The organism is Aliiruegeria haliotis (assembly GCF_003003255.1).
GTDB classification, from domain to species: Bacteria; Pseudomonadota; Alphaproteobacteria; order Rhodobacterales; family Rhodobacteraceae; genus Tropicimonas; species Tropicimonas haliotis.
The window spans coordinates 15,103-29,587 of record NZ_PVTD01000021.1 but is presented as its reverse complement, the minus strand read 5'-3'; the positions used below and the strand labels follow the sequence as shown (position 1 = coordinate 29,587).

The following is a 14,485-nucleotide window of genomic DNA, read 5'->3' as shown; positions in this document are numbered from 1 at the left end:
TTCTGCGAATGTGTTGCCGGGCGGGGCATGGCGCGGGACTTCGACCGGAAGGTCGCGGAGATCCAAATCCGCATCGCCGTGCTAAACCGCTACACCGCTCTTGGCATACCTCTCACAGAGGCCGTAGGGCAAGTCCGTCTGGGGATGGGGGAAGTGCGGTAACACCCCGATTTGTGCAACAAAGCCTCGCGGCGCCACCAGCAGTAAACCAAGTCGTGATTGCCCGTAAATCGGTTTCCGACGTAGGCTATCACCAACAAGTTCAGTTTTGGGAGTTCCGCTATGAAAGCTATTATTGCAGGCATAAGCTCGGCCCTGCTCGTCGGGACAGTGGCGTGGGCACAGACAGGGCGTGAAAATCCAACGGCCGACTGGGCCCTGATCAACGGCCAGATCCACACCATGGACGCGGAGAGCACTGTGGCTGAGGCCATCGGCATAGAAGATGGCGAAATCATCTACGTGGGCGACGCAGAGGGGCTCGGCAACGTCATCGGCATGGGAACCGAGGTCTTCAATCTGGAAGGCAACATGATCCTTCCCGGCTTTGTGGATGGCCACAGCCACCCGGTTGCCGGCGGCCTGATCATGCTGGGAGTTGATCTTCAGACCGACGACAAGGAAGAGCTGTTCGCGCGCATTCGCAAGGAAGTCGAGACCAACGACGCCGAAGTCATTCTGGGCTACGGGGTTCGCTTCAATCCTTGGACTGACGGCAATCCGACGGCCGCAATGCTGGACGAGATCGAATCCGAACGGCCCGTTTATTTCTGGACGATTGATGCGCACGGCGCTTGGGTGAACTCCAAGGCACTGGAGGTGGCCGGGATCGACAAGGACACCCCGGACACCGCGCCGGGCTTCTCATTCTTTGAACGTGATGAAGACGGAAATCCAACCGGCTGGATCGTCGAGATCCCGGCACAGATGCAAGTGCTCTCGGCGTTGATTGATCCTACGCCCGAGTTCATGGCCCCCGGCGTTGCGGACTGGATGGAGCGGTTTGCGGCCGCCGGCATTACCGCTGCCCATGATCACGGCATTCAGGGCATGGGACAAGACGAAGGCTTCGAGATGCTTCTTGAGTTCGAAGAAGCCGGGAAGCTGCCGCTCCGGGTCGTCGGGTCGTACTATTGGAACGATGGCAGTTTTGATCCGCTTCCCGCGCTGATGGAGATACGGGAGAAATACGATACAGAGCTGGTTCAGGCGCGCTATCTCAAGGTCAACATGGATGGTGGCGACGACAAGTGGAACGCCCTCTATGTCGATCCCTACACAGATCGTCCCGACATCGTCCCGGAACCAATCATCCCATACCAAGTCGTCGAAGACACGGTGATCCGTGCCGATGCCGCCGGGATCAACGTGACCTGCCACTGCTGGGGTGATCAGGCCGTGCGCTACCTTTTGGATGCTATTGAGGCCGCCATTGCGACGAACCCGCCTCGCGAACGCCGTCATAAGATCACCCATGGGCAATCGGTCCACCCCGACGATCGCGCACGCTTCGCTGAACTCGGCGTGATCTATGACACCACTGGTGCGTGGATGACGTACGATCCGTTGGCCCAGACAATCGCCACCGACCGGCTGGGTCCGGAACGGGTTCAGGCGACATTTCCCGCCGCACAGGTGATCCAAGCCGGTGGGACATTCTCGCTGGGGTCGGACTGGCCGGCATCCGGCTACGTCTCCGAGTACCGTCCTCTGGCCAACATCGAATACGCGGTCACCAGAACGCTGGATGGCCGCAAAGACGTGCCACCACTTGGCGGGGAAGATGCGAAGCTCACCGTGGATCAGGCGCTCCGGGCGCAAACGATCAATGCGGCCTATGGCATGGGTCTGTCAGACCAGATCGGCAGCCTCGAGGTTGGCAAGAAGGCCGACATCGTTGTGCTTGAGAAAAACCTCTACGACATCGATCCAAACGACATTTCCGAGGTCGAGGTGCTATTCACGATCATGAACGGAACACTGACTTACGATCATCGCGAGGAATAGATCGATGAGGTTCCTGGTACCAATCTCTCTGGCCGTTTCATTGGTCGGCGCCACACCGGTGCTGGCCTGCGGCAACCCCCTGCTTTGGGCTGCCCTTTTCTCGCGCGTGCCTGAAGCCAAGGCGGTCTACGACGCCGACCTTGCCGCGCGCCAGGACGGTGCGATGCGGGCGCGGGTGTTCGAGAACCCGTCAAACGGGCTCGACTACCATCGATGGTCCATAAACTGGATTCAGGATGCGGCGGTGAAGCTGGACGAGACCGTACAGCCGCTTTTGCCTGACGGTGGTGATTTCGTAGTGCTCTTGGCGGATGAAGTCGCGGCAATCAGGTTCGAACAGGGTGCAGAGCCAAAGGTAATCTCCGCTGCAGCGTTGGACATCGCCGCTGGGTTCGATGCAATCACGACAATCAACGCGCTGGAGAGCGGGCTGAACCACGGATTGACGGCCCTTCAAATGACTGAGTTGGGGGTGCTATCGGTCACGGCGAACAGGCGCCAACAGGTGGTCGCAAGTCTGTTTTAAGCGGAAACGACGCGGCGAGCTGGCCCCGACCTCTGGCCGCGGTCAAGCCCAAGAGCAAGAAGGTTACGATGGGGTTGTTCATCGCCACTGGTCGGCGACGACGGTTTGAGGCAATCACCGGCCGCCGGCACTTGCTGCGTCCGGCAAGGATGGCATCTCGCCATATGTCGGGTATGCACCGGGAGTGGTCGAGCGACGAAGCTCTCCATACAATGCCTCCATCCGCGTCGTACTCCGCCTTTAGCTGGTCTGTTTTTGGGTCGAATGCTGCAAGCAGAGGCGTTCCAATGTGGGTGACCGGTTCTTGGAGGCGGCCCTTTGGTTAAAATGCGCTGGGGCCAGCCGCTCGCGTCTGATTTCGCTGCGGCCGCAGCCGAACTGCAAGGCCCCTACGCGTTGTTTCGATCGATCTTGTACTCGGCGACGCAACCGAAAGCCCGGTTCAGCAAAGATCGCGGATCGATCACGTCCATCTTGGCAGCGTCGATCAGGGGCGAAGGTCATGGCCATAGCGTTTCCATCGCCTTCGGGACCGGTGAACACCCAGTTTGTCTTGCCGCCGGCAACAGGCTTCAGTGCTCACTCCGCCGAGTTTTCTGCGAAGTTCCAACACCACGAGTTCGAAACCAAGTCGTGCTTTCTGTGTGTCCTGCATGGATCGTCTAAACTACCAAGGGTACTGAAGCGAATATCATTGAGGGCGCTTCCCCCCTGCCCAACTATTGCCCAACCTCCCTGACAACAGAGTCGCCGCTCAGGGCCGCGGAGTTATTTGATGCGATCAAATTCAATCATTGATCTGAACTACTTTGATTGATACTCATTCATCCGAAACCAAACACCACAGGAGCGCACCGCGATGAAGGTAAAAGCAGCCGTCATTGGGTCGGGCCACATCGGCACCGATCTGATGGTGAAGATCTTGCGAAAGTCGGATGTGCTGGAACTGTCGGCTCTGGTTGGGATCGATCCGGACTCTGAAGGGCTGGCTGCGGCGCGGCGACTTGGCGTCGAAACCACGCATGAAGGTGTCGCCGGGCTTAAGGCTCTGGATTGCTTCCCGGAAATCCGCGTTGTCTTCGACGCAACAAGCGCCGGTGCGCACCGCGCCAATCTGGACGCGTTGGCAGGGGCGAACCTGAGGGTTGTGGACCTGACCCCTGCCGCGGTTGGTCCCTATGTGGTGCCCACGGTGAACCTTGAGGCCCACATGAATGAACCCGTGGTCAACATGGTGACCTGCGGAGGCCAGGCCACGATCCCGGTTGTTGCCGCGATCAGCCGCGTGGCTCCGGTTCACTATGCCGAAATCGTCGCCTCCATCGCGTCGAAATCCGCCGGGCCGGGCACGCGGGCCAATATCGACGAGTTCACCGAAACGACGTCGCGCGGACTGGAGATCGTGGGCGGTGCGAAGAAGGGCAAGGCGATTATCGTTCTGAACCCGGCCGAACCGCCGTTGATGATGCGCGATACCGTAATCTGCCTTTGCGACACGGCCGACCCAACGGCCATCCGCGCTTCGATCGCCAATATGGTGTCGGAAGTGCAGAAGCACGTGCCGGGCTACCGGCTGAAGCACGAGGTGCAGATCGAACCCGTCGCTGCGGGCCTGTTCGATGGTGCGCCCGAAGGGTTGAAGGTGACAGCCCTGCTGGAAGTCGAAGGTGCGGGGCATCACCTGCCGCGCTATGCCGGCAACCTGGATATCATGACGTCTGCGGCGCTCTCGACCGCTGAGCGGCTGGTGGCAGACCTGAAGGAGGCGGTGTGATGGACGACAAGCAGCTTTACATTCAGGACGTGACCCTGCGCGACGGGATGCACGCCATGCGGCACCAATATGATCTCGGGCAGGTGCGCGAGATCGCGGCGGCGTTGGACGCTGCCGGGGTGGATGCCATCGAGGTCTCCCACGGCGACGGACTGTCTGGCAGTTCCTTCACCTATGGGTTCGGGCGCGAAACCGATGCCGCCTGGATCGGCGAAGCCGCAAAGGTCTGCAAGAATGCCGTGCTGACGACCCTGCTCCTGCCGGGAATTGGAACCGTCGAGGATCTACGCCGCGCCGCCGATCTGGGCGTGAAATCGGTCCGCGTTGCGGCCCATTGCACCGAGGCCGACGTGACCGCACAGCATATCGCCGCCGCGCGCGACATGGGGCTGGACGTCTCCGGCTTCCTGATGATGAACCACATGTCGCCGCCTGCGGCCGTCGCCGAACAGGCCCGCCTGATGGAGAGCTACGGCGCGCAGTGCGTCTATATCACCGACAGCGCCGGGGCGCTTCGGATGGATGGTGTGCGCGCGCGGGTCGAGGCCTATCGGGCCGCGCTGAAGCCGGAGACGCAGATCGGCATTCACGCGCACGAGAACCTGTCGCTGGGTGTTGCGAACTCGATCGTCGCGGTCGAAGCCGGGGCGCGGCGCGTCGATGCCTCGCTGGCTGGAATGGGTGCGGGGGCCGGGAACTGCCCGCTGGAGGCCTTCATCGCAGCCGTGGACGGCATGGGCTATACGCATGGCTGTGACCTCTTCGCGCTGCAGGATGCCGCCGAAGACCTTGTGCGACCGTTGCAGGATCGCCCTGTGCGGGTGGACCGAGAGACGCTGTCGGTCGGCTATGCCGGTGTTTACTCGTCCTTCCTTCGCCATGCGGAGCGTGCGGCGCAGGCGCACGGACTCGACACCCGTCGCATCCTTGTTGAAGCCGGGCGGCGCAAGCTGGTCGGCGGTCAGGAAGACATGCTGATCGACGTTGCGCTGGATCTGGTGAAGGCCGAAGGCGCCGGGGCATGACCGGGCGCAAGAGCCGGGGCGCATTGATCGTGACTGGCGGATCGCGTGGCATTGGCGCCGCGATCTGCCGCCGCGCGGCCCGGGACGGCTGGGACGTGGTGGTCAACTATCGCACCGGCGCGACCCAGGCCGCCGAGGTGGTGCGTGAGATCGAAGCCACAGGCGCCCGAGCCTTGGCTGTTCAGGGCGACATCGGCTGCGAGGCGGATATCGTCGCCCTCTTCGAGCAGGCCGATGCCGCGTTCGGGCACGTCGGTGGGCTGGTCAACAATGCCGGTATCCTGGAGTCGGCAACCACATTGGCCGACATCCCGACCGACCGTTGGGAGCGTGTCCTGCGCGTCAATGCAACGGGAAGCTTCGTGGCAACGCGGCTTGCCGTTCAACGTATGTTGCGGGCCGGGAGGGGCGGCGCCATCGTCAATATCTCGTCCATGGCCGCGCCGCTCGGTGCGCCGAACGAGTTCGTCGATTACGCGGCGTCCAAAGGCGCGATGGAATCCATGACCATCGGTCTTGCCAGGGAGGTCGGCCCGGCGGGCATCCGGGTGAACGCCGTGCGTCCGGGCCTCATCGACACGGAGATCCACGCCGATGCCGGTCGTCCGGACCGGGTGCAGGCATTGGCAGACACCGTGCCGCTGAAGCGGGCTGGAACCGCGGAGGAAGTGGCCGAAGCCGTGGTCTGGCTGCTGTCGGATGGGGCGAGCTACGTGACCGGCGCGATCCTTCCCGTCAGCGGCGGGCGCTAGGCGATCAGACCCGTCGCAGGTCTATGCCGCGATCGAGGAAGGGCTGCGCTGTGGCGTCGTCGACATCGGTATCGGTATAGATCCGCGTGACGTTCTCGACCGGGATGATATTGGCCGGGAACACCTCGCCGATCTTGGAATTGTCGGCCACAACCCAGACCTCGCGCGCCTGTTCGGCCATCACCCGGTTCACGTAGGCTTCAGACGAGTCATAGGTCGTCAGCCCCTTGTCGATGTGCAGCCCGTCAACGCCGATCACCGTCACATCGATGTTGAGGTCACGAAGCGTGCGTTCGGCGATATGGCCAACGGTCTCGGCCGTGCGCCGTCGCAGGACTCCCCCCGTCAACGTCACCTCGATGCTGCGGGTATCGCGCAGGTCCATGGCAATATTGATCGCGGTCGTGACCAGCTTGAGGGTCTTGTGGCGCAACGCTGGCAACATCTGCAACACGGTGGTGCCGCCGCCCATCCCCACAACGCTGCCTTCCTCAAGATCGCTCGCCGCTGCCGCACCGATCCGGCGCTTCTCCGGCAGGAAGGACATCATCTTGGCGTCATAGGGAAGCTCTTCGCGCCGTTTGGGCAGCGAAGCACCACCGTGAGTGCGAAGCAGGGAGCCGTTCTGGTCCAGTTCGGAAATGTCGCGCCGGATCGTGGCGAGCGATGCGCCCAACAGGCCGGAAAGCTCCTGGGCGCTGACCGCCCCCTTGCGGGCCAGTTCAGCGAGAATGCGTTCGTGTCTTTCGGCGCGGATCATGTTCCGTCTCGTTCTTTTTAGGTCGGTGGACGCTATCCGGCATTGCAACCAGCATCAATCGAACACCTTGATCATGGCACATAGTGTCACGAAAAGCACTCAAAAACAATCATCATTGTATGGACTTTTGATCGTTTATTGCTATCTTGGCCACGAATGCACGGCGGAGAGCTGTGCCGGTGATTCATTTTCGGAGGAACCCATGTCCCGATTGAAACTGGTCCTGATCGGTGCTGGCAGCACGGTCTTCACGCAGCGGCTGGTGGCCGACATAATTCTTGCCGGCGAGGCGCATCTCTGGGAGATCGCCCTGGTCGATATCGACCCGGTTACGCTCGACGCGGTGAACAAGCTTGTGGGCAAGATGCTGGTCGCCAAGCAGGCCGACATCCCGGTGACAGCCACGACCGACCGGCGTGACGTCCTCAAGGGGGCCCATTTCGTCGTCACCACGATTGCTGTTGGCGGCCGCAAGGGCTGGCAGACGGATATCGAGATCCCGCGCAAGCATGGCATCTATCAACCCGTGGGCGACACCGCGATGCCCGGCGGCATCAGCCGCGCCATGCGCATGATCCCGCAAATGATCGACATCGCCCGCGACATCGAAGAGCTTTGCCCGGATGCGCATTTCTTCAACTATTCCAACCCGATGACCTCGATCTGCCGCGCGATCCGCAAGGAAACCGGCGTTCCGGTCGTCGGGCTCTGCCACGGCGTCCATCACGTCGAAGGTGTGCTGGCGAAGTTCCTCGGGCTGGAAGAAGGCTCGATCAGCTCCTACGGCATCGGCCTCAACCACCTGACGTTCCTGACCCGCCTGCGCCACGAGGGCAAGGATGCCATCCCGCTGTTCCAGGCCAAGCTGGACGAACAGGAAGCCGGGCTGGCAGAGGAACTGGCCGGAAAGAAGATCTGGGACAACATCGTCGAAGGCCGCGCACCACGTTGGGCGGACGATCCGTTCTCCTGGGGCATGTTCCGCAATTACTCGATCTTCCCCTGCGCGATGGACCGGCACGCGGTCGAATTCTACCCTGAACGCTTCCCCGGCGGCGCCTATCACGGCCACACACTGGGCGTCGAAGCCTTCCCGATCGACGAGCGCATCGGGCTTGGCGATGTGTGGTACGACGAGATGCTTGCGATCGCCAATTCGCCCGACCCGCTGCCCAAGAGCTACTACGAGAACGTGCCCGGTGAGAGCGAACAGCTTCTGGAGATGATGCATTCGCTGCTCTACGACCGGCGCGAAGTGTTCTCGGTCAACCTTCCGAACGACGGCGCGGCCCCCTACCTGCCGAAAGACGCGGTGCTGGAATGCAACGCGGCGGCCATCGGCAACAGCTTTGCACCGCTGCGGGCGGATGACCTGCCGCCGGCACTCATCGCCAAGCTATGCTCGAAGATCTCCGCCGTGGAAATCACTGTCGAGGCCGCCGTTGAAGGCTCCCGCGACAAGATGATCGAGGCGATGATCGCCGACGGGTCCGTCGGCACGACCGATGCCGCTGCGAAGCTGGCCGACGACCTGCTCGCCGCCCATGCGGAGTTCCTGCCGCAATTTGCGAAGTGAGGGAAAGAAATGCAGATCATCGACAAGGATGACACCCGCATGATCGACCTGCCGGGCGTGGGGCCATGCCCCCGCCCGGTGGATATCGACGAAAGCGTGACTGGTTTCAAAACGTTGAAATCGCTTCGGATCTACAGGTTCCAACCGGGGCCAACGATCGAAGGCGAAAGCGAGATCGACGAGGTGTTCGTTGTGCCGGTCAACGGAAAGATTGGCCTGTCGATCACTGGCGCGCATCCCGTTGACGCCGAGCTGTCGCGCGAAGGTCCGGCCCGTGCGCTCTACATGACGCCGGATCACGCCTATCGGCTGACACCGCAGACCGAAACGCTCGTCGCCTACTCGCGCGCCGAAGCCGAAGGGCGCGTTCCGTGTCAGGCTGTCGAAGGACCGGCGAGCGAAGGTCTGGCCGAGAAACTCGCCTTCCGGTCGGTCAACTGCGCGGTGGGGGCGTCTTTGCCTCTGGGCGGGGCCGCGGAAACTCTGTGCCACGTTGCCAAAGGGTCGATCCGCGTCGCTGACAAAGCGGTGAATGCCGGTCAAACACTGGCGTTGCAGGCTGGCGAAATGGCCGAGTTGACGGCGACTGCGGATGCACAGCTACTCGTCGTTACGGCCTGATCGGGCGCGAGCCTAGGTCTTCGAAGAGACGTATAAGGTAGCCGTCCGGATCGCTCACGACGATCTGGCGGTTGCCTTCTTCCGTTTCTCCGACGCGTTACCAGTTTTCTTCCAGAGGTAGGAACGGCGCGATACCGGCCTGTCCAATCGCGCCGAGGATCGGCCCAAGCCGGGCAACCCGGATCTGGAGATTGATACCCCGGCCCAGCGGAGCCTCAAACGGCGCGGGCACAAAGGTCCGCCCCAGACCGATCTGGTCGACCATCAAAACGGCGTCTCCCGATCGGAGGCAGGCGAACCCTTCGTCCGGTCGCTCGTAGGCGACGGTAAAGCCGAGGGCATCGCGATAGAAATCCCGGCTAACCTTCCAATCGGTCACGGCCAGTTCGGGAACGAGCGCGGGCCAAGGGTCAGCCACGCCGCAGACGCTGCACGTTGAAGTTGGAAAACAGGAAGTCGTAGCCCGCACGATCGACAGCCGCATCGGCCATCGGGTTTTCGCCATAGCGACCGCCGAACAGCCAGGCAAAGCTGCGGACCTTGTGTCCGAGTTCGCGGGCGAAATCCTCTTGCGCGCCGACGATTTCGTCTTCGAGCTTCGCGGCATCGTCCAGCGCGACGCGGGTGTGATTGCGCGTATGGCTGGCAACGACGTGCGGGCCGTCGAGGCTGCGCAGTTCGTCCCAGGAAAGCGCAGTGCGCGGGTCGTCGTAGTCGTCGTCCACCGTCGCCAGCGTGCGGGTGGCGGTGAAGGCCGGTTGATCCTCTACCGGGCAGGATGAATAGGCGGTCACGGCAAAGAACCAGCCGACGAGCCCGTGTTTCTCCAACAGTGGCCGGGCAACGTCGAAATTGTTCCGATAGCCGTTATAGAAGGCCGGGATCACGCCGGGGCGGTCATGGGGCCAGCGGCCGGTGTCGAGCCATACGTCCAGATCGGCCTCGCGCACGGGGGCGAAACGCTTCGACAGCGCGGCGAATTCCCGGTCGAACTGGTCGGCCCCGGCGAACGGCGTATTGTGGTAGTTGACCACGCGCAGAACGGGGCCGCGGGCGAAATCGTCAGCGTGGCTCATTGCAACCTCTGAAGCCGGAAGTTGGAAAACAGGTAGCGAAAGCCCGCCGCGCGCAGCATGTCATCGGCGCGGGGGTTGATGCCGACATCGGCACCGTGCAGCCAGCAGAAGATGTCGACCGGTAGGCCAAGGCCATCCTCCATCTCTTGCTTGCCGGTGAAGATCTCTTCGTGCAGCACATCGTCTGGCGTGTCTCTGTCGAGCGCCGTGTGGTTGCGGGAATGGCAGGCAAAGACATGCCCGCGCGCAGCGGCGTCCCGTGCCTCGGCCCAAGTCATGGTGATCCGCTCGCCTGGGTATTCGTCGCGCAGGTAGTGGAGGCGATGGGCCTCGGCGAAACCGCGCTGCTCGGCCACCGGCACGTTCAGGAAATGCGGGGGCACGAAGAACCAAGCTGTGAAACCGGCATCCTCAAGCAGCGGCAGGATCACATCGTAATTGTCGCGGAAACCTTCGAACAGGATGGGCATCAGCCACGGCTTGTTCTTTGGCGAGGCTGGCCCCTGGGGCCAGCGGTCCAGGTCGTCCTTGCGGAACGGGCTGTAGCGTGGCGCCAGTTCCGCCAGTTGCCGGGTGTATTCCGGCTCTCGCACGCGAGGGGTGGAGTGGTAGTTCATTAGCCGCAGGGTGCGGCCCGCCGCGTAGCCCCCCGCGAGATCCCGGGCAACATCCGCACCGGGCTTCGACAGCAGCAGGGTCATGTCTCGGGGCTTTCCTCGTCCGAAAGCTCCGAGAAGGGGCGGTCAAGGAACGTGCGGTCGGCCAGAACCTCGATGACGCGGGCAATGTCGGCGACCTCGATATCACCCTTTTCGGCCTCGACCCGAGAGATTGCCTCCGAGAAGGCCACTGCAAGCTGTGTATCGCCATCGTGGCTACCCTTTTCGGCTGGGTTGCCCGTCAGGTCTTCGAGCACCAGGTACATCGGCACACCGATCTCGGCGTATTTCCGGCGCCCAAGCCGATCCATCTCGGCCGACAGGTCGTCGGGCAGAAATGCATTCGTGGTCATGTCGTTATCCCTTGACGGATCCGGCGGTCAGACCGCGGACATAGAAACGTTGCAGCAGAAGGAAGGCCACCATGACCGGGATGATCGACACCGCGACAGCCGCCTGTTGCAGCGATTGCGTCGCTTCCTCGGTAAAGGCGCCGCGCAGCAGGTAGATCCCCACGGGCAGGGTTTGCAAATCCGGCGCGGTTCGGGTGACGGTCATGGTCCAGATCACCTCGTTCCACTGGTAGACGAAGACGAAGATCCCCAGCGTCGCCAGCCCCGGCAGCACAAGCGGCAGCACGATGATGAAGAAGATCTTGAACTCTCCCGCACCATCGAGGCGGGCCGCATCCAGAAGTTCATCCGGCACCCCCATGAAGAACTGCCGCATCAGGAAGATGCCGTACCAGGTGATCGCAAAGGGCAGGATGATGGCGACATAGGTGTTCAGGAAGCCCGAGCCGCCCTGCCCGAACAGAGAGTTGCCGCCTGCCAGCGGGAAGTACCGCAGGATGAAGAAGATGGGGATGATGAACAGGAAGAAGGGGAACATCTGCGCGCCCAGCACGCCACGGAACAGCAGGTTGGAGCCCCGGAACTTGTACTTTGCCAGTGCATAGCCCGCCATCGAACTGGTCAGAAGCTGGATGAAGGTCACCGACAAGGTGATGAAGATCGAGTTCTTGAACCAGATCAGCGCCGGCGTCTCGGTGAACACCCGCTTGAAGTTGATCCATTGCGGGTCCTGCGGCCAGTAGACCGGCGGACGGGCGAGCCGTTCGGCAGGGGTGCGCAGGGCGCCCAGAAACATGTCGATGAAGGGCACGACCATGATGATGGCGCCAATGCTCAGCAGCGAATACTTCGTGATCTGCCAGGCGATGGCGGAACGACTGCGGGATTGTACGATTGCCATGACAGGATTCCTTCAGTGAGCCTCGACCCCGCCGCGACGGAAGATGCGCAGCTGGATCAGGGTGACGACGAGGATGAAGGCGAAGAGGATATAGGCGACGGCAGAGGCGCGCCCCATGCGCAGGTCCTCGAAGGCCATCTTGTACATGTAGAGCGCCGTGACATTGGTCGAACCGACTGGCCCGCCCTCGGTCAGCACCAGCATCAGGGTGAAATAACTCAGCCCGGTGATGAAGTTGGTGATCAGCACGAAGAGGATCGTGGGTTTCAGCAGCGGCACGGTGATGCGCAGGAAAAGCTGGGTTTCGCCGGCACCGTCAAGGCGCGCGGCCTCGTAGTAGCTCTCATCGATATTGGCGAGGCCGGCGGAGAACAGCAGCATGTTGTGGCCAAGCTGCATCCAGACAAACACCAGGATCACCGAGAGCATGGCAAAGTTCGGATCGGTCAGCCATCCCGGCCCGGGCAAGCCGAGCTTGCCGAGCGCCATGTTGACCAGCCCGAAGCTGTCATCGAGCAGGAATTTCCAGATGTAGGCGACGGCCACCACGTTGGTGATCATCGGCAGCCAGTAGATCGAACGCCAGAAAGCCTGCCCGTAAGCGCGGGTGAAGGCATAGGCCAGAACGAGCGCCAGCGGGATGCCGATGGTCAGCGTTCCGGCGGCGAAATAGATCGTGTTCCAGAAGGTGTCCCAGAACTTCGGGTCCACCGTCAGCAGGTACTCATAATTCTTCAGGCCGATGAAGCGCGGCGACGTCAGGCTGTTCCACTTGGTCAGGCTGATATAGGCGGCGAACAGGATCGGCAGGATGAAGAAGATCACGCCGAAGGCCAGCATCGGTGACAGGAAGAGCCAGGGTGCGACCGCCTTTGAGGAGATGCGCTGGCCCAGCGTCAGCGGTTCGGCATCGTCGAAAAACTCGTCTCTCGGGAGGGGGGCGGATTGATCTGTCACGTTCTGCTCTCCTGTATAGCGGGGCCGGGCCTTGCGGTCCGGCCCCGGTGGGTGTGCCCGGCAGGGATCCGGGCATCCGGGAGGATCAGTAATCCTGTTCGGCGAGGATTGCGGTCACTTCGGCATCCGCGGCGGACAGGGCATCTTCGGCCGACATCTGTCCGGCCCAGACCTTCTCGATGTAGCTGCGCAGGATGCGGTCGTTCTCGGAGGCCTGCCAGATGTTCGGCTGGCTCTTGGCCGCGCCGGATTCGATGGCGTCCACGAAGGGCTTGGTGAAGCTGTCGTCGGTCTCCATGGCTTCGAGGTCGCCCAGGTTGCCGGTCAGCGCACCGAGGTCGTTCAGCATCTGGCCGGTACAGGAAAGCCCGCCGTCACGCTGGCTGTTGAGCCACTCCAAAAGCGCCCAGCTTTCTTCCGGATGCTTGGAGGCGGAGTCCACGGCCCAGAAGAAGGAATAGAGCATCGTGCCCGGATCGCCGCCATCATGCGGGATGGGCGCGATGCCGACAGTGTTTTCGAATTCGTCGCCGAAGGCGTCCATCATCGACGATTTCTGCCAGTTGGCCATGATCGCCATCGCCGCGCCGTTGGCCGCGAAGTCGTCGGTGGTCACGGAGTTTGAGGTCGAGCCGTCGGCAAAGAGCTTGCCCTGACGCTCGACGATCCTGATCGCTTCCGGGTCGAGGAAGTTCGTCTTGCGGAAATCGTCCGAATAGGGGGCAACGCCGGCGGCGAACATCTGGCTGTAGAAGACATGCACGGCATTGGCGACCGACGGACCGTAGGTATAGCCGGCGACGGTGATGTTGCCCTGATCGTTCTTCTTGGTGACCTTTGCGGCAATTTCGGCCAGTTCGTCCCATGTGGCGGGCGGTGCGTCATAGCCAGCCTCAGCCAGGATTTTCTTGTTGTAGAACAGCTGGTAAACCGAAAGCTCGGTCGGAATGCCATAGAGCGTGCCATTGATCGTCGCCGCGCCCACGGTGCCTTCGCCGTAGTTGGCGTTTACGAACTCGGCGATGTCGGCGGGCGGCTCTGCCAGCGTACCGGCATCGGCCAGCTGCGGCGCCCAGATCGAGTAGATGTTGTAGATGTCCGGGGAGGTACCGCCCACGCGGGCCGTCATGATCGTTTGCAGGAAGTCGCGATAGCTGGCCTGCTGAAAGACGATCTCGGTGCCAGGGTTCTCGGCTTCATACTGGTCGAAGCAGGCCAGAAGCGGCGCCATCTGTTCCTGATTGTAATGCGTGGCGATGGTGATCGTCTTGTCAGCCGCCTGCGCCGGTGCGGCCAGTGCGCTGCTGGCAAGAAGCGCCGCGACAAGCGCCGTCCGACGATGCGAGGTAGTGGTCATGCTGGTTCTCCCTTGAATGGTCCCCGGGCCCTTCGGCCCGGTTTGGATGCGGTCGTGAGATTCCTGGATCCTGACGTCAGTGTAGCACGCAACGGTCACAAATCAACATTTGTTTGATCGATTTTGAGCGATTTTTCCGAG

At 62.1% G+C, this 14,485-nt stretch carries 15 protein-coding genes; 7 read left to right on the top strand and 8 right to left on the bottom strand.

All coding sequences use genetic code 11. The features are described 5' to 3' along the window. Positions 1-282: 282 nt before the first annotated feature. From CLV78_RS23110 to CLV78_RS23090, 5 genes are all read left to right on the top strand, one after another. Positions 283-2,007, top strand: a complete 1,725-nt coding sequence (locus CLV78_RS23110) for an amidohydrolase (protein WP_106208466.1) — start codon at positions 283-285, stop codon at positions 2,005-2,007. A gap of 4 nt (positions 2,008-2,011) precedes the next feature. Continuing rightward, a complete protein-coding gene (locus CLV78_RS23105) occupies positions 2,012-2,533 on the top strand; it encodes a hypothetical protein (RefSeq protein ID WP_106208464.1) in 522 nt (173 codons plus the stop codon). Positions 2,534-3,392: 859 nt separating this feature from the next. After that, complete coding sequence (locus CLV78_RS23100; RefSeq protein ID WP_106208462.1) at positions 3,393-4,307, top strand: acetaldehyde dehydrogenase (acetylating); 915 nt, start codon at positions 3,393-3,395, stop codon at positions 4,305-4,307. Next, positions 4,307-5,332, top strand: coding sequence for a 4-hydroxy-2-oxovalerate aldolase (gene dmpG / locus CLV78_RS23095; RefSeq protein ID WP_106208460.1), 1,026 nt, complete (start codon positions 4,307-4,309; stop codon positions 5,330-5,332). The genes CLV78_RS23100 and dmpG overlap by 1 nt, the downstream gene beginning before the upstream one ends. After that, positions 5,329-6,084 carry a glucose 1-dehydrogenase gene (locus CLV78_RS23090; RefSeq protein WP_106208458.1) on the top strand — a complete coding sequence of 252 codons (756 nt, stop codon included), beginning with the start codon at positions 5,329-5,331 and terminating at the stop codon, positions 6,082-6,084. The genes dmpG and CLV78_RS23090 overlap by 4 nt, the downstream gene beginning before the upstream one ends. Before the next feature lie 4 nt (positions 6,085-6,088). On the opposite strand, the gene CLV78_RS23085 is transcribed toward CLV78_RS23090, so the two are convergent. After that, positions 6,089-6,844, bottom strand: a complete 756-nt coding sequence (locus CLV78_RS23085) for a DeoR/GlpR family DNA-binding transcription regulator (protein WP_146136775.1) — start codon at positions 6,842-6,844, stop codon at positions 6,089-6,091. A 202-nt stretch (positions 6,845-7,046) separates the two neighbouring features. Between CLV78_RS23085 and CLV78_RS23075 the strand changes: the two genes are divergently transcribed. Together CLV78_RS23075 and CLV78_RS23070 are read left to right on the top strand one after the other, a co-directional pair. Then, positions 7,047-8,420, top strand: a complete 1,374-nt coding sequence (locus tag CLV78_RS23075; RefSeq protein WP_158263652.1) for a family 4 glycosyl hydrolase — start codon at positions 7,047-7,049, stop codon at positions 8,418-8,420. A 9-nt stretch (positions 8,421-8,429) separates the two neighbouring features. Then, positions 8,430-9,041: a 5-deoxy-glucuronate isomerase gene (locus CLV78_RS23070; protein ID WP_106208454.1), complete on the top strand. Its 612-nt coding sequence runs from the start codon at positions 8,430-8,432 to the stop codon at positions 9,039-9,041. A gap of 97 nt (positions 9,042-9,138) precedes the next feature. Here CLV78_RS23070 and CLV78_RS23065 read toward each other — a convergent pair whose 3' ends face one another. The 7 genes from CLV78_RS23065 to CLV78_RS23035 all read right to left on the bottom strand — a co-directional run bounded on the left by CLV78_RS23065 (position 9,139) and on the right by CLV78_RS23035 (position 14,344). Further along, on the bottom strand, positions 9,139-9,459 hold the full coding sequence (locus CLV78_RS23065; protein WP_211301065.1) for a VOC family protein: 321 nt from the start codon (positions 9,457-9,459) through the stop codon (positions 9,139-9,141). Continuing rightward, complete coding sequence (locus CLV78_RS23060) at positions 9,452-10,117, bottom strand: polysaccharide deacetylase family protein (RefSeq protein WP_106208452.1); 666 nt, start codon at positions 10,115-10,117, stop codon at positions 9,452-9,454. The genes CLV78_RS23065 and CLV78_RS23060 overlap by 8 nt, the downstream gene beginning before the upstream one ends. Next, complete coding sequence (locus CLV78_RS23055; RefSeq protein WP_106208450.1) at positions 10,114-10,818, bottom strand: polysaccharide deacetylase family protein; 705 nt, start codon at positions 10,816-10,818, stop codon at positions 10,114-10,116. Before CLV78_RS23055 ends, CLV78_RS23060 begins: the two co-directional genes overlap by 4 nt. After that, on the bottom strand, positions 10,815-11,129 hold the full coding sequence (locus CLV78_RS23050; protein ID WP_106208448.1) for a hypothetical protein: 315 nt from the start codon (positions 11,127-11,129) through the stop codon (positions 10,815-10,817). Before CLV78_RS23050 ends, CLV78_RS23055 begins: the two co-directional genes overlap by 4 nt. 4 nt (positions 11,130-11,133) lie before the next feature. Next, the gene (locus tag CLV78_RS23045) at positions 11,134-12,030 is read right to left on the bottom strand and encodes a carbohydrate ABC transporter permease (protein WP_106208447.1); all 897 of its coding nucleotides are present in this window, start codon (positions 12,028-12,030) and stop codon (positions 11,134-11,136) included. Between the two features lie 12 nt (positions 12,031-12,042). Continuing rightward, entirely contained in the window at positions 12,043-12,987 is a 945-nt protein-coding gene (locus CLV78_RS23040; protein ID WP_245925271.1) for a carbohydrate ABC transporter permease, read from the bottom strand. An 85-nt stretch (positions 12,988-13,072) separates the two neighbouring features. Beyond that, a complete protein-coding gene (locus CLV78_RS23035; protein WP_106208445.1) occupies positions 13,073-14,344 on the bottom strand; it encodes an extracellular solute-binding protein in 1,272 nt (423 codons plus the stop codon). Between the last annotated feature and the right edge of the window lie 141 nt (positions 14,345-14,485).

Coding starts and splice junctions, on each gene's coding strand:
- CLV78_RS23110 (WP_106208466.1), top strand. CDS start 283: ATGAAAGCTATTATTGCAGGCATAAGCTCGGCCCTGCTCGTCGGGACA.
- CLV78_RS23105 (WP_106208464.1), top strand. CDS start 2,012: ATGAGGTTCCTGGTACCAATCTCTCTGGCCGTTTCATTGGTCGGCGCC.
- CLV78_RS23100 (WP_106208462.1), top strand. CDS start 3,393: ATGAAGGTAAAAGCAGCCGTCATTGGGTCGGGCCACATCGGCACCGAT.
- dmpG (WP_106208460.1), top strand. CDS start 4,307: ATGGACGACAAGCAGCTTTACATTCAGGACGTGACCCTGCGCGACGGG.
- CLV78_RS23090 (WP_106208458.1), top strand. CDS start 5,329: ATGACCGGGCGCAAGAGCCGGGGCGCATTGATCGTGACTGGCGGATCG.
- CLV78_RS23085 (WP_146136775.1), bottom strand. CDS start 6,844: ATGATCCGCGCCGAAAGACACGAACGCATTCTCGCTGAACTGGCCCGC.
- CLV78_RS23075 (WP_158263652.1), top strand. CDS start 7,047: ATGTCCCGATTGAAACTGGTCCTGATCGGTGCTGGCAGCACGGTCTTC.
- CLV78_RS23070 (WP_106208454.1), top strand. CDS start 8,430: ATGCAGATCATCGACAAGGATGACACCCGCATGATCGACCTGCCGGGC.
- CLV78_RS23060 (WP_106208452.1), bottom strand. CDS start 10,117: ATGAGCCACGCTGACGATTTCGCCCGCGGCCCCGTTCTGCGCGTGGTC.
- CLV78_RS23055 (WP_106208450.1), bottom strand. CDS start 10,818: ATGACCCTGCTGCTGTCGAAGCCCGGTGCGGATGTTGCCCGGGATCTC.
- CLV78_RS23050 (WP_106208448.1), bottom strand. CDS start 11,129: ATGACCACGAATGCATTTCTGCCCGACGACCTGTCGGCCGAGATGGAT.
- CLV78_RS23045 (WP_106208447.1), bottom strand. CDS start 12,030: ATGGCAATCGTACAATCCCGCAGTCGTTCCGCCATCGCCTGGCAGATC.
- CLV78_RS23035 (WP_106208445.1), bottom strand. CDS start 14,344: ATGACCACTACCTCGCATCGTCGGACGGCGCTTGTCGCGGCGCTTCTT.